Consider the following 21,275-nt stretch of genomic DNA (forward strand, 5'->3'; position numbering starts at 1 on the left):
CGTGTCTAGGCACGACACCGCGCAGCATCAAGCACAGCGAGATGTCACGGGAGGACGAATTCATGGTAATGGCAGCGACCGCCGGCAGAGCAAGCCGCGGCATGACGCGGGAAGAGAAGAAAGTCATCTTCGCTTCCTCACTCGGCACCGTTTTCGAATGGTATGATTTTTATCTCTACGGCACCTTGGCGGCCTCGATCGGCGCTGCGTTCTTCACTCAGTATCCTGAAACAACGCGCAACATCTTCACGCTGCTGGCTTTCGCCGCAGGCTTCCTCGTGCGCCCGTTCGGTGCGCTGGTATTCGGCCGCATCGGCGATCTCGTCGGCCGCAAATACACTTTTCTCGTCACCATCCTGATCATGGGTCTGTCGACCTTCCTGGTCGGCATACTTCCTGGCGCGGCCAGTTGGGGCATCGCGGCGCCGATCATCCTGGTTGCGCTGCGCATGCTGCAGGGACTGGCGCTCGGTGGCGAGTATGGCGGTGCCGCGACCTACGTCGCCGAGCACGCGCCCGACGATCGTCGTGGCTTCTACACGTCATGGATCCAGACGACGGCCACGCTCGGCCTGTTCCTGTCGCTGATCGTCATCCTGACCGTGCAGAATTCGCTGAGCAAGGAAGACTTCGCGGACTGGGGCTGGCGCATTCCGTTCCTGGTCTCAGCGATCCTGCTGGGCATTTCGGTCTGGATTCGCCTGTCGCTTGCCGAATCGCCGACATTCCAGCGGATGAAGGACGAAGGTAAGGGCTCCAAGGCGCCACTGACGGAAGCGTTCGGCCAATGGAAAAATGCCAAGATCGCCATTCTGGCGCTTCTCGGCCTCACCGCCGGCCAGGCCGTGGTCTGGTACAACGGCCAATTCTATGCGCTGTTCTTCCTGCAGAACGTGCTCAAGGTTGACGGCCAGTCGGTCAACATCATGATCGCTATCGCGCTGGCGCTCGGCACGATATTCTTCGTCGTGTTCGGCTGGCTCTCCGACAAGATTGGCCGCAAGCCGATCATCATGACGGGCCTGGCGCTGGCGATCGTCACGACCTTCCCGCTGTTCAAGGCGCTGACCTGGGCAGCCAACCCGGCGCTCGCCACCGCGCAGCAAAACACCCGTGCCACGATTACCGCTGCGCCTGGCGACTGCAAGTTCCAGTTCAATCCGACCGGAACACGCAAGCCTCTCACGTCGTGTGACATCGCGACGGATTTCCTTGCCAAGAGCTCCGTCCCCTATGACATTGTCACGACAGCGGCAGCGGGGACCGCGGCCAGTGTCAAGATCGGCACCGAAACGGTGACGTCCTATGACGCCGTGGCGGCCGCAGACAAGGCAACTTCAAGCGACGCCGCGTTCAAGAAGGCAATCAACATTGCGTTGCAGGACGGCGGCTATCCGCTGAAGCGTGCTGCGGCCAAGGTCGCCGACCAGAAGCTTGACGCGTTTGTCGCGGCCAATCCGGAACTGAAGCTCGACGCTGCCGCAATCCGCGCCGGCGACAAGACGACGGTTGCGGCCGACCAGGCGATCAAGGACAAGCTGCTGACGGCCGATGAGGCCGCGGCGGGAGCGCCCGAGATCACCGTCTACAACATCCCCGAAGCAGGCGCCTTTGCCATGTTTGCCGACCCTGAACAGGTCAGCTGGGCAAAGGTCATCGGCATCCTGTTCGTCCTGGTCCTTTACGTGACCATGGTCTACGGACCGATCGCGGCGATCCTGGTAGAAATGTTCCCGACCCGCATCCGCTATACCGGCATGTCGTTGCCCTATCACATCGGCAATGGCTGGTTCGGCGGCCTGCTGCCGGCGACGGTGTTCGCGCTCAGCGCCTACAGCGGCGATATCTATTACGGCCTCTGGTATCCGGTGGTGATCGCGGCGATGTCGCTGGTCATCGGCACGATCTTCGTCAGGGATACGCTGGGAACGGACTTGCACGCCAAGACCTGATCCTCGCCTGACAGCAAAATGAAAAGCCCGGCGCGAGCGATCGCGCCGGGCTTTTCAATTCGTCAAAGCGATGCGGAGGAAAGGTTAGCTGTTCCGGTCCTGTTTTTCTTCCTCGATGGCCGCGTCGTGGTACCAGCCGCTTCCGAAATCCGTACGGTTGCGCAATGAAGCAAGTTCTGCCGCGAACTTAGCCTTTCCGCTTAAATTTGAGGCAGAAGCGCGCGCTGCCGCCGGGAACATCAGGATTTTGGCCGACTGACGGGTAGGAGTGATTTCCATTGTCGGTCTCCCTTCTAGTGCAGAGCCTTGCCGATTCAATCTTTCCCAAAGATAGGTTCTGCAATCCAGTTAGGCAATATGATTATAAAAAGATCAGTATCTGCCTGTTATTTATGCAGAACATGCTTGTGATTGATCCGGACGCACTGCGATTACGCGGCAGCGGATTTGTCGGCATGCGGCGTCAGTTTTGTCGCATCCTTCGCCGGCGAGAATGGCACACGAATTGCTTTTTAATAGTCCGGCAGGTCGGCTGCAGGGTGGCTGGCATGCCGGCGCCGTCCAAGGTTCGGTGATCAAAGCAACGAGAGGCTAGAATGACGAAATACAAGCTCGAGTACATTTGGCTCGATGGATACACCCCGGTTCCCAACCTTCGTGGAAAGACGCAGATCAAGGAATATGCCGAATTCCCGACGCTCGACCAGCTTCCGCTGTGGGGCTTCGACGGTTCCTCGACCATGCAGGCCGAAGGCCACTCGTCCGACTGCGTGCTGAAGCCGGTCGCCATCTACCCCGATCCCGCGCGCAGCAATGGCGTGCTCGTCATGTGCGAAGTCATGATGCCGGACGGCGTGACGCCGCATGCATCCAACAAGCGCGCCACCATCCTTGACGACGAGGGCGCCTGGTTCGGCTTCGAGCAGGAGTATTTCTTCTACAAGGACGGCCGCCCGCTCGGCTTCCCCGAGAGCGGCTACCCCGCGCCGCAAGGCCCGTACTACACCGGCGTCGGCTACAGCAACGTCGGCAGCGTCGCCAGGCAGATCGTCGAGGAGCATCTCGACCTCTGCCTTGCCGCCGGCATCAACCATGAAGGCATCAACGCCGAGGTGGCCAAGGGCCAGTGGGAATTCCAGATCTTTGGCAAGGGCTCCAAGAAGGCCGCCGACCAGATGTGGATGGCCCGCTACCTGATGCAGCGCCTCACCGAGAAATACGGCATCGATATCGAATACCACTGCAAGCCGCTCGGCGACACCGACTGGAACGGTTCCGGCATGCACGCCAACTTCTCGACCGCTTACATGCGCGATGTCGGCGGCAAGGACTATTTCGAGGCGCTGATGGCCGCCTTCGACAAGAACCTGATGGATCACATCGCCGTCTACGGCCCGGACAACGACAAGCGTCTGACCGGCAAGCATGAGACCGCGCCATGGAACAGGTTCAGCTATGGCATCGCCGACCGCGGCGCCTCGATCCGAGTGCCGCATTCCTTCATCAACAATGGCTATAAGGGTTACCTCGAGGATCGCCGCCCGAACTCGCAAGGCGACCCCTACCAGATCGCCTCGCAGATCCTGAAAACGATCGCGTCCGTCCCGGCCAGCGCAGAGGTTTCGGCTGCCGCTTGAGCATGCAGTCACGGCGTGGACTTCGTGTCTGCGCCGTGTCTCGCTCTCGTCGCGTCGGCGTTTTGCCAAGGGCGACTACACCAACTGCTCGATTTGTATTCTCCATCCCAAACAAAAAACCCCGCCGGATCGCTCCGGCGGGGTTTTGTTGTCCTTTAGCCGATCCGCTCAGACCGAATAATACATGTCGTATTCGACCGGATGCGGGGTCATCTCGAAGCGCATCACTTCGGCCATCTTGAGCTCGATGTAGCTGTCGATCTGGTCGTCGTCGAACACGCCGCCGGCCTTCAGGAAGCCGCGGTCCTTGTCGAGGCTCTGCAGCGCCTCGCGCAGCGAGCCGCAGACGGTCGGGATCTTCTTCAGTTCCTTCGGCGGCAGGTCGTAGAGATCCTTGTCCATCGGCTGGCCGGGATGGATCTTGTTCTTGATGCCGTCCAGGCCGGCCATCAGCATGGCGGCAAAGGCGAGGTAGGGGTTCGCGCCCGGATCGGGGAAGCGGACCTCGACGCGCTTGGCCTTCGGCGACGAGCCGAATGGAATGCGGCAGGAGGCAGAGCGGTTGCGCGCCGAATAGGCGAGCAGCACCGGCGCTTCATAGCCCGGCACCAGGCGCTTGTAGGAATTGGTCAGCGGGTTGGTGAAGGCGTTGATCGCCTTGGCGTGCTTGATGATGCCGCCGATGTAAAACAGGCAGCTCTCCGAGAGGCCGGCATATTCGTTGCCGGCGAAGGTCGGCTTGCCCTCCTTCCAGATCGACTGGTGGACGTGCATGCCCGAGCCGTTGTCGCCGAAGACCGGCTTGGGCATGAAGGTGGCCGTCTTGCCGTAGGCGTTAGCGACCTGGTGCACGACATACTTGTAGATCAGCATCTTGTCGGCGTTGCGGACCAGGGTGTCGAACTTGATGCCGAGTTCGTGCTGGGCAGCGGCCACTTCGTGGTGATGCTTTTCGACGCGCACGCCCATTTCGGCGAGCACCGTCAGCATCTCCGAGCGCATGTCCTGCGCCGAGTCGATCGGCGGCACCGGGAAATAGCCGCCCTTGATGCGCGGACGGTGACCGAGATTGCCGGTCTCGTAGTCGGTGTCGTCGTTGGACGGCAATTCGGTGGAGTCGAGCTTGAAGCCGGTGTTGTACGGGTCGGCCTTGTACTTGACGTCGTCGAACACGAAGAACTCGGCTTCCGGGCCAACGAAGATCTGATCGCCGATGCCTTCCGCCTTCATATAGGCTTCGGCCTTCTTGGCGGTGCCGCGCGGGTCGCGGTTGTAGGATTCTCCGGAGATCGGATCGAGGATGTCGCACAGGATGACCATGGTCGACTGTGCGAAGAACGGGTCCATATGCACCGTCTCGGTATCGGGCATCAGCACCATGTCGGACTCGTTGATCGCCTTCCAGCCGGCGATGGAGGATCCATCGAACATGACGCCGTCGGCAAACATGTCTTCCTCGACCTCAACGACATCCATCGTCACGTGCTGCAGCTTGCCCTTCGGATCTGTGAAGCGCAGGTCAACGAATTTCACGTCGTTGTCCTTGATCTGCTTCATGATGTCTTTGGCTGTCGTCATGTCATGTTTCCCTATGTGATGACCTTTCGAGGAGATGATCTGAAATCAGAAACCTCAGACCGCGTCCATCCCTGTTTCGCCGGTGCGGATGCGCACGACTTCCTCGATGTTGGAGACGAAGATCTTGCCGTCGCCGATACGGCCGGTCTGGGCCGCCTTGCGAATGGCTTCGATCGCGCCTTCGACCGCGTCGTCGCCGAGCACGACCTCGATTTTCACCTTGGGCAGAAAATCCACGACATATTCAGCGCCGCGATAGAGTTCGGTATGGCCCTTCTGGCGGCCAAAACCCTTGGCCTCCGTAACGGTGATGCCTTGCAGCCCGGCCTCCTGAAGCGCTTCCTTCACTTCGTCTAGTTTGAACGGCTTGATGATCGCTTCGATCTTTTTCATGTAAAAAGTGGCCTCCACTGCCAAAAAAACGGGTTGTGAGCCCCGCTTGCGCCTCCTTCAAGCACGAACTGTGCCAATTTGAGGGGATTCGAAGCGGTATCACGCGATTTCGATGCCATGCCGCGTTGGGGGATAAATTCGCGTCATTCGCCGTGTTGGATGCGTCATGGATACTGGGAACCTACACATTGTCGGCGCTTCCGTCCGCACAATAATTGGGCAGACAGAGCATTTCGCGAGCATTTGTGCTTCGAAGAAGCCATTGTCCCCCAAACGATGTGCTTATAGATCGTGCCATCTCATCACCGTTTGCTTCGAACCGAAAACTGGACAATGTTTGACCACAGGGATCGGGGTTTGACCACAGGGGTCGGGCTTGAGCCAATGCGGATCGGCATCCATGAACAATGAAATTTTGTCTCCGGCCGAAATGGCTGAGGCCGACTGGTTGACGATTTCCGCCGGACCACTCAACGGCATTGGCCTGATGCGCAATGCAGGTGCCGCGGTCGCTGCGGTAGTGCTCGCCCGTTTTCCGGCTGCCAGACGCGTACACGTACTGTGCGGGCCCGGCAACAATGGCGGCGACGGATATGTCGTCGCCCGCATTCTTCAGGACAGCGCCGTCGACGTCTTGATATGGGCATCCGGCTTCCCCAAAACCGGCAGCGACGCGGCGCTCGCCGCTTCGGAATGCCCGGTCAGGCCTCGGCCGCTGTCGGAATTTGCCGCCGAGGCAGGAGCGATCCTGGTCGACGCGCTCTATGGGGCAGGGCTGTCCAAGCCGCTGTCCGGCGATGCCGCCAAGGCAGTCGAGGTCGCGACAGAGCTGAACCTGCCTGTCGTTGCGGTCGATCTGCCCTCAGGTGTATCAGGCGAGAGCGGCCAGGTTCTCGGCCGAGCATTCCACGCCCGGATCACGGTGACGTTTGCGCGAAAAAAGCCCGGCCATCTGCTGTTGCCTGGGCGCGAGATGTGCGGCGAGTTGGTGCTTGCCGATATCGGCATCGGCGGCGGGATCGTTGCGCAGCTTGAACCGCGAACCTTCGAGAACACCCCGCCGCTTTGGCTACAAAGTTTCCCGGTTCCAGCCGTCGATGCGCATAAATACAGGCGCGGCCATGTCGGCGTCTTCTCCGGCGGGCCGTCCGCGACGGGTGCCGCGCGGCTGTCGGCGCTTGCCTCGGCCAGAAGCGGGGCAGGGGCGGTGACGGTGCTGTCGCCGGCGAACGCGCTGCAGGCGAATGCCGCGCATCTGACCTCGATCATGCTGCGCAGGGCCGACAGCATCGCGGACGTACAGGAATTCATCGGCGACCGCCGGCCGTCGGCTTTCGTCCTCGGACCCGGATTCGGCGTCGGCGAAAAAACACGGGATTTTGCCGTTGGCGTGCTGGCCACCGGGCAGCGGCAAGACGGCAGGGTCGACGGGCTGGTGCTCGATGCCGATGGCATCACCTCGTTTCGCGAGACCCCGAAAGTTCTGTTCGAAGCCGCCCGTCGTCTGAACACGCCAGCGCTGGTGCTGACGCCGCATGAGGGCGAATTCGCCAGACTGTTTCCGGACATCGCCGGAGACAGGGACCTGTCCAAGCTGGCCAAGGCGCGCTCTGCGGCCGAGCGCGCCGGCGCAATCGTCGTCTACAAAGGCGCGGACACGGTGATCGCGGCGCCCGATGGCAGAGCGGCGATCAACTGCAATGGCGCGCCATGGCTGGCCACCGCCGGTTCGGGCGACGTGCTGTCGGGGGTCATTGCCGGTTTCCTGGCGCAAGGCATGCCGGCTTTCGAAGCCGCCTGCGCGGCGGTCTGGATTCATGCCGAGGCCGGCAGCCGTTTCGGACCAGGGCTGATCGCCGAGGATTTGCCGCTGGCGCTGGTGCCGGTGCTGCGCGAGCTTGCCGAATGTCGCAACGAGGTGACTGCTCGATGAGCCGCGGGTTCGCCCTGCTTGCCGCAATCTTCGTCGCTGTTTTCATGGCGCACACCGCGCGTGCCGAAGGTCCCGTGACCATTGTCGACGATCCGGCCGTGCTCGCCGCCCTCGATGCCAAAGGTTTTGATTTCGCCAGCATTTTCGGTGTCGATGGCAAGGGCGACCTGAAGACGCTCTATGACAAGGCGCCGGCCTATCACCGGATCGTCGAGACGGTTGCAACCGATGTCGCCGCGCTGCGGGCCGAGATGAAGGCTGGCGGGCGGCCGCTCTACGAAGTCACCGACGGCAATGTCGGCCGCATCATAGACATGCGCTGGCTGAAGACGGACGCCGCGCGCTTCCGGCTGGTCGGCGTCGTCAACAGGCTCGATCGGCGCGATTTCGCCGAGGCGCGCGGCGAAGGGCGCTGCGGCGAGGTGCGTTTCATCTATCGCCTTGCCTACAGCTTCAAGAAAAACGGCAAGGTTCTGGCCTCGCGCCTGCCGTTCAACTTCAATGCCATCTACAGCGCCGCGCCGGATGCCGATGGCGGCTGCGTCGGCGTTGCCGGGCGCTGGACGCCGCAACTCGACGAGTCCGTCGATACCGGCTGGCTCATCGGCGGGCCGCTGGAGAAGGCCGGGCTGAGCTTTGAGCAGCTCGAACTCAACGCCCAGGTGGTGCGCTTTCCCTCCGGCCAGGAGACCGAATTCGGCGGGCAGGCTGCCTACCTCATGCGCATTTTCGGCATCGATGGAGAGGCGGTCAGCGAAAAGCCGCTGGAAAATACGCCCGACGCCGCGCGGCTTGCCGAAGACGCCGCGCTGAAAGCAAAACTCGCCGACTATATCAGCGCCAATGCAGCCGCGGTGGACCTCGGTGTCTATAAGATCCCGCATGAATTCCTGGCGAAGAAAGTCATCTCGTGGTCGACTTTCGGCAGCGCAAGGCAGGCCAATCACCCGTTCACGCCGCTGTTCCAGCCCGCGGATTTTTCTGGGCTCGACTATTCCGCGCTGAAGCTGGTGCGCACGCCGGAAGCGCTGGTCGAGCGGCTCGACAATGGCGCCTGCCAGGGTTGCCATCAGGCGGGTTCGACCGCCGGTTTCCATTTCATCGGCCGCGACGACAAGACGACCTCGCCGCTGAATCGCATCGAGGTCGGCATCTCGCCGCATCTTCATGCCGAGATACCGCGGCGCGAGGCCTGGCTGCGTGCGACCGCCGACGGCAAGGAGCCGAACCGCTTCCGCCCGCTGTCCTTCGCGCCGCCGGCCGTGTGGAAGGACGCTGGCGAGGTCGACTATGCGCCGGCCGAAATGGCGATGCCGTGCCTAATGGCGGAGGATCAGGTCCGCTTCGGCACGATCTGGCAATGCGGCGGCGGCACCGTCTGCACGCCGCTGGCGACTGCGTCGGGCGTGCGGACGAAGCTGGCGCAATGCCTGCTGCCCAAAGACAGCGAAAAGATGTTCTCCGGCCATCCATGCCTGACCGGCTCGATCACCAGCAACCCGGCGCAGCCTTTCAATGATCGCTACAGAATAGCAGGCCAGTTCGCAGCCTTCGCGACCGACATTTCGCGCACCGCCTACACCTGCCGGCCACCGAAGATCGGCGTGCCGGCCGGCATTGCCTATCGCGGCTGCGACGACAAGGATCGTGCTTTTGCCGGCTTCAAGCCGGGCAAGCCGATGCCGAACGAGATCTGCGGGCTGGTTGGCGGCAAAAAATTCGACATTTGCGTGGCGACCAACAATTTCGACCAGTGCCTAGGCGGCGCGGTCAACCGCGGCAACCGGCCGGCCTGCTCGGCCGAGCATTTCTGCCGCGAGGATTATATGTGCCAGTCGCTGCCGCCCGATACGCCTGGTATCGGCAGGGTGAAAGGTATTGGCTTCTGCTCGCCGACCTATTTCATTTTCCAGATGCGCATCGACAACCATGCGACACCCTGGGCGGGCGCTGTCCGCGCCACCATGGGGGCGGGGTTTGGCGCGGCGGAAGCGGAGTGACCGGTACCTCCTCGCAACAATCCAGAGGGATCGCCCAACGATCGAGATAATCGGCGATTTTCGTTGTCCATTCACTATCGAAATGGCGAACCCGCTCTGCGATCATTTCATTGCTCAGCAGGCTCGACAGGGCAGGAACCAAAACCGGCTCTATCGTTGGAACGGAGCTATATCCAAGCGCAGTCAGACGTTCCGACCATGGCGGGTGGTCCGCCTTCTCGTCATCGGCAGCGGCCCAGGCCTTCAGTGCATACTCTTGCAGAATGCTCGTGCTCGACAAGTCGCTGCACACCGCCAGAACTCTATCAAGCGGCGGGCGAGGCGGCGCCATCGCGCCAAGCAACTCACGCTTGAGCGGATTGTAAACCCGGTCGTCGAAGAATTTGTCGGCGGCGGCGATCAGGAGCAGGGCGCGCGCTGCTTCATACGAATCGCCTGACATTGCCGCATGACGATCGGCGTCGATTTCCGCTCGGCGCGATAGCCGTATTCCTTCGCGTTTCAGAGAATACGACAGCGGAGCCATTATCCAGTAAAACAGGCTGCCGGAAACCGTCTTTCCGGGAGGAGCATATTCGAAGATCAAATCGAAGCTTTTGTCGAGCTCGGCGAGATTGAGGCCGCCGTTTGTATCCCTGTTTCTCAGATGAGCGTGTTCGTGAGCAAGGATTGCCGAAAATGCCTTTTTCGTCGGTCACGGCCAGCAACGGGATACCGACGGTCAAGATCACTCGACGGCCGAGCAGACCCAGAAACGGGCGCTCTTCCCCTATGCTGGCATTCAGGTCACTGCTTAGCACAATCGTCGTGTGGCTGGCGCGATGTTTGCCGGCAACGCTTTCCGACACTGCCCACAATTTTGGGGCCGATTCCCGAGTAATCCCTTCCACCCTGCTAGGCCGAAAACCGGCAAACAATGCTCCAAATAACAGAACGAAAGCCAGCATTGCAGCCGGTACGGCAACAGCACCGCCCGCGATAACCGCGAGCGGATGCCGGTCAAGGAGCAGCAGCCAGAGGAGCACCGGGCAGAAAAGCGGCAGAACGAAAAGCAGGACGGCAAACCTGCCGAAGTGCTCTCCCGTGTAAAGGACCAGGCGCGACATCAGCGATGTCACAGCGGGATGTTGTCGTGCTTCTTCCAGGGATTCTGCATATCCTTGTTGCGCAGCATCCTGAGCGCTCGCGCAATGCGGCGACGGGTCGAATGCGGCATGATCACCTCGTCGACATAGCCGCGCTCGGCGGCGACGAAGGGCGACAGGAAGCGATCCTCGTAAGCTTTTGTATGTGCGGCGATTTGCTCCGCATCGCCGATGTCCTTGCGATAGATGATCTCGACCGCGCCCCTGGCACCCATCACCGCGATCTGGGCCGTCGGCCAGGCATAGTTCATGTCGCCGCGCAGATGCTTTGACGCCATCACGTCATAAGCGCCGCCATAGGCCTTTCGGGTGATGACGGTGATCTTCGGGACGGTCGCTTCGGCATAGGCGAACAAAAGCTTGGCGCCGTGCTTGATCAGCCCGCCATATTCCTGCGCGGTGCCGGGCAGAAAGCCTGGAACGTCGACGAAGGTGACGATCGGAATCGAGAAACAGTCGCAGAAGCGCACGAACCGCGCCGCTTTGCGGCTGGCGTCGGAATCGAGCACGCCGGCCAGCACCATCGGCTGGTTGGCGACGAAGCCCACCGTGCGGCCTTCGACGCGCCCGAAGCCGGTGACGATGTTTTTCGCAAAACTCTGCTGGATCTCGAAGAAATCACCCTCGTCGGCAACTTTAAGGATCAACTCCTTGATGTCGTAGGGTTTGTTGGCGTTGTCGGGGATCAGCCGGTCGAGCGACAGATCGTGATCGGTGACCGACTGGTAGCATTCGATCTCGGGGATATCCGCCGTATTGGAGGCAGGCAGCAGATCGACCAGCCGGCGCATCTGCAGCAACGCCTCGACGTCATTGTCGTAGGCGCCATCGGCGATCGAGGACTTGGTCGTGTGGACGAAGGCGCCCCCGAGGCTCTCGGCAGTCACCGTTTCGTTGGTCACCGTCTTCACCACGTCCGGCCCGGTGACGAACATATAGGAGGTGTCGCGCACCATGAAGATGAAGTCGGTCATCGCCGGCGAATAGACGTCGCCGCCGGCGCAAGGGCCCATGATCAGTGAAATCTGCGGGATAACGCCGGAGGCCAGCACATTGCGCTGGAATATCTCGGCATAACCGCCAAGTGCTGCCACGCCTTCCTGGATGCGGGCCCCGCCGGCGTCGTAGAGGCCGATAATCGGTGCGCGGTTGCGCAGCGCCATCTCCTGCACCTTGACCACCTTTTCGGCGTGGGCCTCGGACAGCGAGCCGCCGAACACGGTAAAGTCCTTGGCGAAGACATAGACCGGGCGGCCATTGACGGTGCCCCAGCCGGTGACGACGCCGTCGCCGGCGATTTTGCTCTTCTCCATGCCGAAATCGGTCGAGCGGTGCTCGACATACATGTCGAACTCCTCGAACGAGCCCTCGTCGAGAAAGACGTCGATGCGTTCGCGCGCGGTGAGCTTGCCCTTCTTGTGCTGAGCGTCGATGCGGGCCTGGCCGCCGCCCATGCGCGCCATGTCGCGGCGGCGCTCGAGTTCCTTCAGCACGTCCTTCATCGGTCGATCCTCAAAAACGGAAAGCTGAATTGTGGTAATCACGGCGGCAGGGGAGCGCAAGCGCCGCTTCGCCATGGCTTTCGCTGCGCTGCAACATAACGCCCCTTGCATTTCGCGGCGAACTGGGCCATATGCGGCGACATAGGCGCTTGGGCCGGGAGTATCCGGCCTTCTCGACGAATGAGACTGGTTGCGTCTGTTTTCCCTCTTTCCCGTTGATCGGCAAGGTGGCGAAAAAGCCCCGTGGCATGATGCCTGCGGGCACGACAGCGCAGCCGAGTGGACCTTTACGTCCGCCCGCCTTGTCGTTTCATATCAATTTTCTCGACGGCAGGTTGCGCCCAGCCGCCATCGATGTTTGCGGCTACAGGCCGCGTGAAAGAAGACTATTTTGACCAACGAAAACACCTTAGCCGGTAACACCACCTCGACCGGTAACACTGCGGAACTCACCGGTTTCGCAGCCCTTGGAATTACTGGCGCTCTGCTCAAGGCGACTCATGCCGCCGGCTTTACCGAGCCGAAGCCGATCCAGATGCAGGCGATCCCGCCGCAGATGGAAGGCCGCGACATTTTTGGCATCGCCCAGACCGGCTCCGGCAAGACCGCTGCCTTCGCGTTGCCGATCCTCTCCAAGATCATCGCGCTTGGTACCAAGCGCCGGCCGAAGACGACGCGTGCGCTCATTCTGGCGCCGACGCGCGAGCTCGCCGTGCAGATCGAGGACACCATCAAGATCCTCGCCAGGGGCGCGCATGTCTCGACCGCTCTGGTGCTTGGCGGCGTTTCGCGCTTCAGCCAGGTGAAGAAGGTTGCTCCCGGCGTCGACATCCTGATCGCCACGCCCGGCCGGCTGACCGACTTGGTGCGCGAGGGTGACCTCGTGCTTGCCGACACCAAATGGCTGGTGCTCGACGAAGGCGATCGCATGCTCGACATGGGCTTCATCAACGACGTCAAGCGCATCGCCAAGGCGACCGCGCCCGACCGCCAGACGGTGCTGTTCTCGGCCACCATGCCCAATGAAATCGCCGAACTGGCGAAGGGCCTGCTGAAGAACCCGATCCGCGTCGAAGTCGCGCCGCAAAGCACCGCGGCGGCGGAGATCGTGCAGGGCGTCGTCTTTGCCCGCACCAAGCAGAAGCGCCAGGTGCTGTCCAACATGCTCGCCGACGAGGCGATGAAGTCCGTGATCATTTTTTCGCGCACCAAGCATGGCGCCGACAGGGTGACCAAGGACCTCGAGCGCGACGGCTTCAAGGCCGCCGTCATCCACGGCAACAAGTCGCAGAACGCCCGCCAGAAGGCGCTCAACGATTTCCGCGAGGGTTCGGTGCGCATTCTTGTGGCCACCGACATCGCGGCGCGCGGCATCGACGTGCCCGGCATCAGCCATGTCGTGAATTTCGACCTGCCGGATGAAGCCGAAAGCTACGTCCACCGCATTGGCCGCACCGGCCGTAACGGCATGGACGGCATCGCCATCACGCTTTGCGACCCGTCCGAGAACAGCAAGCTGCGCCAGGTCGAGCGGATCATCCGCACCAAGCTGCCGATCGTTGCCGACCATCTCGGCAGCCCCGATCCGCAGCGCAATCCCGCCGAAAAGAACGAGCGCAGCTTCGAGCCGGCCAACGACCGCAATGGTCGTCGCGACGGCAGGCGGCCAGGCGGCCAGAACAATGGCAAGAAGCGCTTCGGCGAGGCCTTCGCCGGCGAGCGTAAGCCGGAAGGCGCCAAGCCGTTCAAGGGCAACAACAAGCGTCGTTTCGGCGGCAAGCGGCCAGCAGCGCGGGCTGCGTAATCAGATAGCGCATCCAGCCGAGCCTGTTGGGCTCGGCTCGGCTGCTCACAATTGTAAAGGCGATCGGAGCGATGCTTCGGTCGCCTTTTTCGCCTGAGATCTACTTCACCACCGCCTGTACCCACACGACAATGCGCTGCGCGAGGAAAGCTGTGGTTGCTGGCGACAGCGCGTCACCGGCAATGACGTGGTTGTCCCGATCACCGGTATCGTCGACTGGCACCAGTTCGTGCGCGGCGCCCCAGCGCCCGGCGATTTCGCGCGTGCGGTCGGACCGCACGATCCTGTCCGAATCCGAAAAGATGAAGAGGGCAGGGATGGTCGCCTTCTCCACCAGCGCGCCATAAGCAAGCTCGGTCAGCGCCACCATCGGCAGGGTCGCCGCGATCGGATAACGGTGGGTCCAGAATTTCTCGTGCAGCGCATTGCGTGGCACGAAGCTGCGCTCCTTGCCGGCGACCAGCTCGGCGATCTCTCGGCCCCACGGCATGGTCAGGAGTTCGGCGCCGGAAGCCTTGACGCCGAAATTCGGCGAGATGAACACTACTGCCGCCATCCCCTCCGATGCGTCCGGCTGCGTCGCAGCCCAGGCTGCCAGCGAGCCGCCGGTCGAGGTAGCGATGACGATCACCTTGTCACCGATCGCCCGGCCGATGGCGAGCGCTTCCTCGTAGTCGTTGATCCAGGCGTTGACGCTGCCTTCGGCCATGGCGGCACCGCCCTGTCCGTGGCCGGTGAGGCGGGTGTAGTAAAGGTTCGCGTCGAGTTGGTCGGCCACCTCGTCCGGCAGCGGACGAACCTCGCCCTTCGACGCCGAAAAGCCGTGGATATAGACGATCGACAGCGGCGTCCTGGCATGAACCATCGGATCGGCCCAGATGATTTCCTTTTCCAGCCCGTCGTAGATGCCCGATACGGCAGCCTCCTTGCGTACCAGATAGGCTTGCGGGTCATCGCCGATCACGGAAGGATCGAAGCGGATCGTGGTGTCGGCTTGGACGCGCGGGCCAAGCACGAAGGCAAGAAAAAGAATGACGGCGAGACCCAATACCGCAAGCACGATTCGTCGCCCCATCGCAGACTCCACGCAACAATTTTCAACCTATGGCCGCGATGGCAAACAGGCAACGACGTCCCGCCCGCGGGACCGGCAACTTGATGGCCGGTCTATTCGCTCGGCGGCTTGCGGTCGAAATTCAGCGCACGCGCCTTCCAGCGGGTCGCGGTGCTGACGACCCATCGGCAGAACGGTCTCGGCAGGATTCTGAGCAGCTTCAGACCCCAGCTCAAGCGGCGCGGGAAGGTGACTTCGAAGCCGCCGGACTTGATGCCGCGCGCCATGCGGCGCGAGGCGCGATTGACGGGCATCAACCCGGGCATCGGCAGCAAATTCTTCTCAGTCAGCGGGGTGTCGACGAAGCCCGGATTTATCACCTGGATGCGGACGTTCATCTTGTCGAAATCGTATTTCAGCGACTCTGCGAGGATATTGACCGCCGCCTTGGTGCCGCCATAGGCGGCGGTGGTCGGCCAGCCGAAATAAGCGGTGACCGAACCGACTAGGACGATATGGCCGCGGGCGCGGACGCGCATGCGTTCGATGACCGGCACCAGGCCGTTGATGATGCCGAAATAATTGACATCGAAAGACTGGCGAAATCCACGGACGGTGAGGTCTTCGCCAGCGGTGGCAATATAGCTCCCGGCATTGAAGACGGCCAAGACGATCGGGCCAAGATCCTTCTCGATCGCTGCGACCGTCTTTGCCATGCGTCTCTCATCGGTGACGTCGCAAGGATAGGCCGTGACATGGCCCGGCATCTGCGCCGTCTCGACAACAAGCGTGTCGATCGGATCCTCGTCGAGCGCCGTCACCGCGACGGCATAGCCTTGCGCCGCAAGGTCCTTGGCCAGTGAACGGCCGATGCCGCTGCTGCCGCCCGTTATCCAGGCGACGCCGTGCTTCGGGTTGGCCCGATAGAGTGTCATGTCATGCCCTGCTATGCCCTGCGACTTTTTCTTAGCCTGTGCTCTAGCGGTGAAGAAATCGGATGAAAAGAGCGCTTTTCAATGGGGAGCTTCAATGAATGGCGGAACGCAAGGTCTATTTTAGGACATTGCAGCCCAGAAATGCCGCTGGACCAGGCAAATTCTTGCCTTGAAACCGAAGCTTCGGGTTTCTAGGGTTCCGCCGCAAGCATAAAGGAATCTCCAATGCCCCGTTCTGTGATCGAAGCGATCGGCAATACGCCTCTGATCCGCCTCAACAAAGCCTCGGAAGAAACCGGCTGCGAGATCCTGGGCAAGGCCGAATTCATGAATCCGGGCCAGTCGGTCAAGGACCGTGCCGCGCTGTTCATCATCCGCGATGCCGAGCAGCGCGGGCTCTTGAGGCCGGGTGGGGTCATCGTCGAGGGGACAGCCGGCAATACCGGCATCGGATTGACGCTGGTTGCCAAGGCGCTTGGCTACCGCACCGTGATCGTCATCCCCGAGACGCAAAGCCAGGAGAAGAAGGACACGATCAAATTGCTCGGGGCCGAGCTGATCGAGGTGCCTGCCGTTCCCTACAAGAACCCCAACAATTATGTGAAACTGTCGGGCCGTCTAGCCGAGCAGATGGCCCGGTCCGAGCCGAACGGCGCGATCTGGGCCAATCAGTTTGACAACGTCGCAAACCGTGACGGCCATACCCGCACCACAGCGGAAGAAATCTGGGCCCAGACCGGCGGCAAGGTCGACGGTTTCGTCTCGGCGGTCGGCTCCGGCGGAACACTGGCCGGCATCGCCTTCGGGCTTAAGTCCAAGAGCAAGGACGTCAAGATCGCGCTCGCCGATCCGCTGGGTGCGGCGCTCTATAGTTTCTACACCAGCGGAGAGCTGAAATCCGAAGGCAGCTCGATCACCGAAGGCATCGGGCAGGGGCGGGTCACCGCCAATCTGGAAGGGTTCATGCCGGATTTCTCCTTCCAGATTCCGGACGAGGATGCACTGCCGATCGTCTTCGACCTTATCCAGGAGGAGGGTCTGTGCGTCGGCGGCTCGACCGGCATCAACATTGCCGGCGCGATCCGGTTGGCGCGTGAGATGGGCCCCGGCCACACCATCGTGACCGTGCTTTGCGACTACGGCACGCGGTATCAGTCGAAATTGTTCAACCCTGAATTCCTGCGCCAAAAGAAGCTGCCGGTACCGGGCTGGATGGAACAGCGGAGCACAATTTCGGTGCCGTTCGAAAAGGTTGCGTGATGGCTTACAGGACGGAAGCGCTGTTTCGCGACGACGCCTATCTCAGGACGGCCGATGCCACGATTGTCGCCGTCAACGATCGTGGCGGCATCATTCTGGACCGGACGATCTTCTATGCCACGTCGGGCGGGCAGCCGGGCGACACTGGCACCCTCGAACGCGCCGATGGCAGCCTGACCCCTGTTGCCGCCACCATCACCGGTGAGACCAAGGACGAGATCATTCATGTGGCGTTGCCTGAGCAGGCGGTGCTCGAGGTCGGCGAACCGATAAAGCTCGCCGTCGATTGGGAGAGGCGGCATCTGCTGATGCGCATGCACACAGCCTGCCATTTGCTGACCGTCGTCTGCCCGTTCCCGATCACCGGCGCCTCGGTTTCCGAGGACGACAGCCGTGTCGACTTCGACATCCCGGATGCCGGCTTCACCAGGGAAGACGTGACGGCCAGGTTGATGGAACTGGTGCGGGCCGACCACCCGGTCTTTGTCAGGCTGATCACCGACGAGGAACTGGCGGCCAATCCGGCGCTGGTGAAATCCAAAAATGTTCGGCCACCCGTCGGCACGGGCAAGATCCGACTGGTCTGCATTGGCGAGAACGCCTCGATCGACAGCCAGCCTTGCGGCGGCACCCATGTGAAGAGCACTGGAGAAGTCGGCGAGATCCATATCGGCAAGATCGAGAAGAAGGGTCGCGAGAACCGACGCTTCCGAATACGCTTTGGACCGATGCCACCGGCCTGATAAACAGATTGTCAAAGGCGGGCAGGAGAAGAAGAATGGCCGAAGACAGCCCTTTCACCGTCGATGCGGACTGGTTGCAGAAGCGCCTCGGCGAGCCTGGCCTGACCATCGTCGACGCGTCCTGGTATCTGCCGGCGCAGAAGCGCGACGCGCGCGCCGAATATGACGCAGCGCACATTCCAGGCGCCCGTTTCCTGGATCAGGATGCGATCTCGGATCCCGATTCCCCACTGCCGCACACGCTGCCGTCGCCGCAGCATTTCGCCCAATATGTCGGCGCCATGGGCATTTCGGCCGATGACACCATCGTGGTCTATGACGGTCCGGGCTTCTTCTCGGCGCCGCGCGCCTGGTGGATGTTCCGTGTCATGGGGGTGTTCCAGGTCTACGTGTTGGACGGCGGCTTCGACCGCTGGAAAGCGGCTGGACGGCCGGTGACGGCGGAGCCGACGAAGATCGCGCCTTGCGTGTTTCATGCCGACTTCGATGCCGCCCGCGTTGCCAGCCTGGCCGATATGCGCCGGATCGTCGAGACCGGGAAAAGCCAGATCGCCGACGCGCGCTCGCCTGGCCGGTTTGCCGGTACCGAGCCGGAGCCTCGCGCCGGCGTCCGCTCAGGCCATATGCCCGGCGCGCACAACGTGCCGTTCTCGGCGCTTGCCGAGAACGGCGAGCTGCTGTCGGAAGACCGATTGCGCAAGGTGATCGAGGACGCCGGTATCGACCTGTCGAAGCCGGTTGTCACCACTTGCGGCTCAGGCATCACTGCGGCGGCGATCACGCTGGCGCTCGAGACGCTTGGCCATACCGACAACAGGCTCTACGACGGTTCATGGACGGAATGGGGTGGGCTTGGCGATACGCCCGTCGTGACGGGCAAGGATCGACAGTGATGGAAAACGGAGCGCTTGAAGACATCGAGGTCACGGTGACGTTTCTCGAAATGCATGCGCCGCCGGCCTACTCGCCGCCGGTGCCGTACAACCGCCAGATCGCATTGCTGAAGACCAAGGACATTCCGCTGCATTTCTACCGCTACCTGATGGATCGGGTAGGCCGCAAATGGCACTGGGTCAACGTGCTGAGGCTGAGCGACGAGGAGCTTTCTGCAGGCATCCATCGCGAGGACCGCGACATCAGGGTGCTGTATCTCGATGGGTCGCCGGCCGGTTTCTTTGACCTAAAGCCGCATCTGCCGGAAGAAGTGGAACTTGCCTATTTCGGCATGATGGAGCACGCGACCGGCCAAGGCATCGGCCGCTGGTTCCTGGGTGCGGCGATCGCCGCCGCCTGGTCGCACGGTCCAAGGCGGGTGACAGTGCAGACCTGCACGCTCGACCATCCGGCGGCATTGCCGCTCTACCAGAAGCTCGGCTTTGCACCGGTCGCGCAAAAGAAGGAGATCGTGCATCCAATGACCTTCGCCGAGCGTGCGGCCAGTGTCATGCGGCCATGATTTTCTCCGCAAACTGAACCTATTGTTCATCAATGCTTCAGCTTGTCTTCGCCATCTTGCCGGCACCATCAATGCGGCCGAGCCGAAGGAGAAAAGACATGCTGACTCGACGCACATTTGCCGCCGCGCTGGTTGCGGCCCTCGCCATGCCGACCCTTGCCGCCGCTCAGGCAACCACGCCTTCGGCGGCGACGATCGAGCGTCAGCTCGAGGCTGCGCCCCGCGTTAAGCTGCGCCCGAACCAGCGCGTCACCATCCGGGAATTCAAGAGGCGGCCGGACCTGCGGCGCATGGCCCGTTCGATCGATATCCAGTCGATCAATTTCGCCTTTGGCTCGGCGGCCATCTCCGAATCGCAATATGGCAAGATCGAAAACATCGCCGATGCGCTTCAGCGCATCCTGCGGCGCGACCCCGGCGCCCGCGTGCTGATCGAAGGCCATACCGACGCGGTTGGCTCCTTCCAATCGAACCAGATCCTGTCCGAACAGCGCGCCGCCTCGCTCAGGCGCACCTTGGTGCGCGAATTCGGCGTGCCGGGCTATACGCTGGAAACCGTCGGCTACGGCGAGGAATTCCTGCTCGTGCAGACGCAGAACGAGAATTGGCGCAATCGCCGGGTGACGCTCCGCCGCTTCGACGACTTCATCCGCTGAGCCTGTCCGAAATCCGCATTGGCGGCCATCTGTAGGCGTCTTCTGCGCTTCCGGTGCTCACGGACCTGAATGTCCGCGCCGCTCCGGTTCTCGAAGACACCATCATCTGACTCGCCACTGCGATCTTCGAAACAGGCTCAGTCCCCGCGGTCTGGATCAACACCCGGAAAAGAGCCTGGCTTGAATGAGCCGCGCTCTTTACATATCGCTGTCGGTCAAAGCCTACCGCATCGGCCCGAAAATCGGGATCGATTTTCGGAAAGCACGATGCGTAGATTCAAATGTTGGAGCGTCCTTTGCGCGTCCAAAACGGACGCGTGGCGCTCCAATGGTGATGGAGGACCAAACGATGACGGTACGGGTGGTGATGGCTGGTGCGACCGGCTGGGTCGGCAAGGCGCTGGTGCCGGCAATCGGGGCGCAAGGCGACATGGCACTGGCCGGGGCTGTGTCACGCAGCGGTGCGGGGCAGGATTCCGGCCTCCTGATTGGGATGCCTGCCAACGGCATCACCGTTTCCGCCTCTTTGGCCGAGGCGCTGGAGGTGCCGTCGGACGTGCTGGTCGACTACACCAAGCCGCATGTGGTGAAAGACCATGCGCTGCTGGCCATAGAAAAAGGGCGGCACGTTGTGATAGGCACGTCGGGGCTGGGTGCGACCGATTTCGGCGAGATCGACGCTGCAGCGCGCGCCAATCGTGTCGGCGTCATTGCAGCCGGCAATTTTTCAATCACCGCCACGCTGTTGAAGCGGTTTGCCCTGATGGCGGCGAAATACGTGCCGGATGTCGAGGTGATCGACTATGCGAGCGCCAAGAAACCCGACGCGCCGTCCGGCACCGCGCGCGAGCTTGCCGAAGCGCTGGCCGATGTCCGCAAGGCTTCGACCGCGCGGCCGGTCTCGGAGGTCTCGGGTGTGCCGGGAACCCGCGGTGCGGCGGTCGGTACGGGCGAGGGGGTGCAGGTGCATGCGCTCCGCCTGCCTTCTTACATCCTGTCCTGTGAGGCGCTATTCGGCCTGCCCGACGAGCGGCTGACGATTCGTCATGATGCCGGCTCGTCCGCTGCTCCTTACGTGGCCGGCACGCTGCTCGCTATCAGGCGGGTACCGGAGATCACAGGGCTGGTGCGCGGCCTCGATGCCTTGATGGACTGATCCAAATTGGCAGGAATCGGGTGGGAGACGCTGGCGCAGCGGCGTAATTTCGGTCGACGACACCGGAGATT

17 protein-coding genes and 1 pseudogene are annotated in these 21,275 nt (G+C 62.0%); 11 read left to right on the forward strand and 7 right to left on the reverse strand.

All coding sequences use genetic code 11. The features are described 5' to 3' along the window. The first annotated feature begins 62 nt into the window (after nt 1-62). Nucleotides 63-1,952: an MFS transporter gene (locus EN807_RS21195; RefSeq protein ID WP_135936530.1), complete on the forward strand. Its 1,890-nt coding sequence runs from the start codon at nt 63-65 to the stop codon at nt 1,950-1,952. 84 nt (nt 1,953-2,036) lie between these two features. On the opposite strand, the gene EN807_RS21200 is transcribed toward EN807_RS21195, so the two are convergent. Then, complete coding sequence (locus EN807_RS21200; RefSeq protein ID WP_135936531.1) at nt 2,037-2,231, reverse strand: DUF2735 domain-containing protein; 195 nt, start codon at nt 2,229-2,231, stop codon at nt 2,037-2,039. Between the two features lie 317 nt (nt 2,232-2,548). Here EN807_RS21200 and EN807_RS21205 point away from each other — a divergent pair, with 317 nt between their 5' ends. Continuing rightward, nucleotides 2,549-3,589 (forward strand): glutamine synthetase beta-grasp domain-containing protein, encoded by a 1,041-nt coding sequence (locus EN807_RS21205; protein ID WP_135936532.1) that lies wholly within the window; start codon nt 2,549-2,551, stop codon nt 3,587-3,589. A 168-nt stretch (nt 3,590-3,757) separates the two neighbouring features. On the opposite strand, the gene glnA is transcribed toward EN807_RS21205, so the two are convergent. Together glnA and EN807_RS21215 are read right to left on the reverse strand one after the other, a co-directional pair. Beyond that, complete coding sequence (glnA, locus tag EN807_RS21210; RefSeq protein WP_095494898.1) at nt 3,758-5,167, reverse strand: type I glutamate--ammonia ligase; 1,410 nt, start codon at nt 5,165-5,167, stop codon at nt 3,758-3,760. A gap of 54 nt (nt 5,168-5,221) precedes the next feature. Then, entirely contained in the window at nt 5,222-5,560 is a 339-nt protein-coding gene (locus EN807_RS21215; protein ID WP_006205430.1) for a P-II family nitrogen regulator, read from the reverse strand. 400 nt (nt 5,561-5,960) lie between these two features. Between EN807_RS21215 and EN807_RS21220 the strand changes: the two genes are divergently transcribed. After that, nucleotides 5,961-7,493, forward strand: coding sequence for an NAD(P)H-hydrate dehydratase (locus tag EN807_RS21220; RefSeq protein ID WP_135936533.1), 1,533 nt, complete (start codon nt 5,961-5,963; stop codon nt 7,491-7,493). After that, complete coding sequence (locus EN807_RS21225) at nt 7,490-9,493, forward strand: hypothetical protein (RefSeq protein ID WP_135936534.1); 2,004 nt, start codon at nt 7,490-7,492, stop codon at nt 9,491-9,493. Before EN807_RS21220 ends, EN807_RS21225 begins: the two co-directional genes overlap by 4 nt. Here the strand turns inward: EN807_RS21225 and EN807_RS21230 are convergent. Further along, a pseudogene (locus EN807_RS21230) lies at nt 9,396-10,166 on the reverse strand (M48 family metalloprotease); the annotation flags it as partial. The gene EN807_RS21225 and the pseudogene EN807_RS21230 overlap by 98 nt on opposite strands. A gap of 441 nt (nt 10,167-10,607) precedes the next feature. Further along, the gene (locus EN807_RS21235; RefSeq protein WP_135936536.1) at nt 10,608-12,140 is read right to left on the reverse strand and encodes an acyl-CoA carboxylase subunit beta; all 1,533 of its coding nucleotides are present in this window, start codon (nt 12,138-12,140) and stop codon (nt 10,608-10,610) included. Nucleotides 12,141-12,531: 391 nt separating this feature from the next. Between EN807_RS21235 and EN807_RS21240 the strand changes: the two genes are divergently transcribed. Next, on the forward strand, nt 12,532-13,944 hold the full coding sequence (locus EN807_RS21240) for a DEAD/DEAH box helicase (protein WP_135936537.1): 1,413 nt from the start codon (nt 12,532-12,534) through the stop codon (nt 13,942-13,944). Between the two features lie 100 nt (nt 13,945-14,044). Here the strand turns inward: EN807_RS21240 and EN807_RS21245 are convergent, their stop codons facing one another. After that, on the reverse strand, nt 14,045-15,019 hold the full coding sequence (locus EN807_RS21245) for an alpha/beta fold hydrolase (protein ID WP_135936538.1): 975 nt from the start codon (nt 15,017-15,019) through the stop codon (nt 14,045-14,047). Between the two features lie 92 nt (nt 15,020-15,111). Continuing rightward, a complete protein-coding gene (locus EN807_RS21250; protein WP_135936539.1) occupies nt 15,112-15,933 on the reverse strand; it encodes an SDR family oxidoreductase in 822 nt (273 codons plus the stop codon). Nucleotides 15,934-16,158: 225 nt separating this feature from the next. Between EN807_RS21250 and EN807_RS21255 the strand changes: the two genes are divergently transcribed. From EN807_RS21255 to dapB, 6 genes are all read left to right on the forward strand, one after another. Beyond that, nucleotides 16,159-17,193, forward strand: coding sequence for a cysteine synthase A (locus EN807_RS21255; RefSeq protein WP_135936540.1), 1,035 nt, complete (start codon nt 16,159-16,161; stop codon nt 17,191-17,193). After that, complete coding sequence (locus EN807_RS21260) at nt 17,193-17,936, forward strand: alanyl-tRNA editing protein (protein ID WP_135936541.1); 744 nt, start codon at nt 17,193-17,195, stop codon at nt 17,934-17,936. Before EN807_RS21255 ends, EN807_RS21260 begins: the two co-directional genes overlap by 1 nt. 35 nt (nt 17,937-17,971) lie before the next feature. After that, nucleotides 17,972-18,829 (forward strand): 3-mercaptopyruvate sulfurtransferase, encoded by an 858-nt coding sequence (sseA, locus tag EN807_RS21265; RefSeq protein WP_135936542.1) that lies wholly within the window; start codon nt 17,972-17,974, stop codon nt 18,827-18,829. After that, complete coding sequence (locus EN807_RS21270) at nt 18,829-19,392, forward strand: GNAT family N-acetyltransferase (RefSeq protein WP_135936543.1); 564 nt, start codon at nt 18,829-18,831, stop codon at nt 19,390-19,392. The genes sseA and EN807_RS21270 overlap by 1 nt, the downstream gene beginning before the upstream one ends. A gap of 98 nt (nt 19,393-19,490) precedes the next feature. Next, nucleotides 19,491-20,048 (forward strand): OmpA family protein, encoded by a 558-nt coding sequence (locus EN807_RS21275; RefSeq protein WP_135936544.1) that lies wholly within the window; start codon nt 19,491-19,493, stop codon nt 20,046-20,048. A 349-nt stretch (nt 20,049-20,397) separates the two neighbouring features. Beyond that, entirely contained in the window at nt 20,398-21,204 is an 807-nt protein-coding gene (gene dapB / locus EN807_RS21280; RefSeq protein ID WP_135936545.1) for a 4-hydroxy-tetrahydrodipicolinate reductase, read from the forward strand. The last annotated feature ends 71 nt before the right edge of the window (nt 21,205-21,275 follow it).

Origin of the sequence: Mesorhizobium sp. M5C.F.Ca.ET.164.01.1.1, from assembly GCF_004792125.1 — a bacterium.
Taxonomy (GTDB): domain Bacteria; phylum Pseudomonadota; class Alphaproteobacteria; order Rhizobiales; family Rhizobiaceae; genus Mesorhizobium; species Mesorhizobium wenxiniae.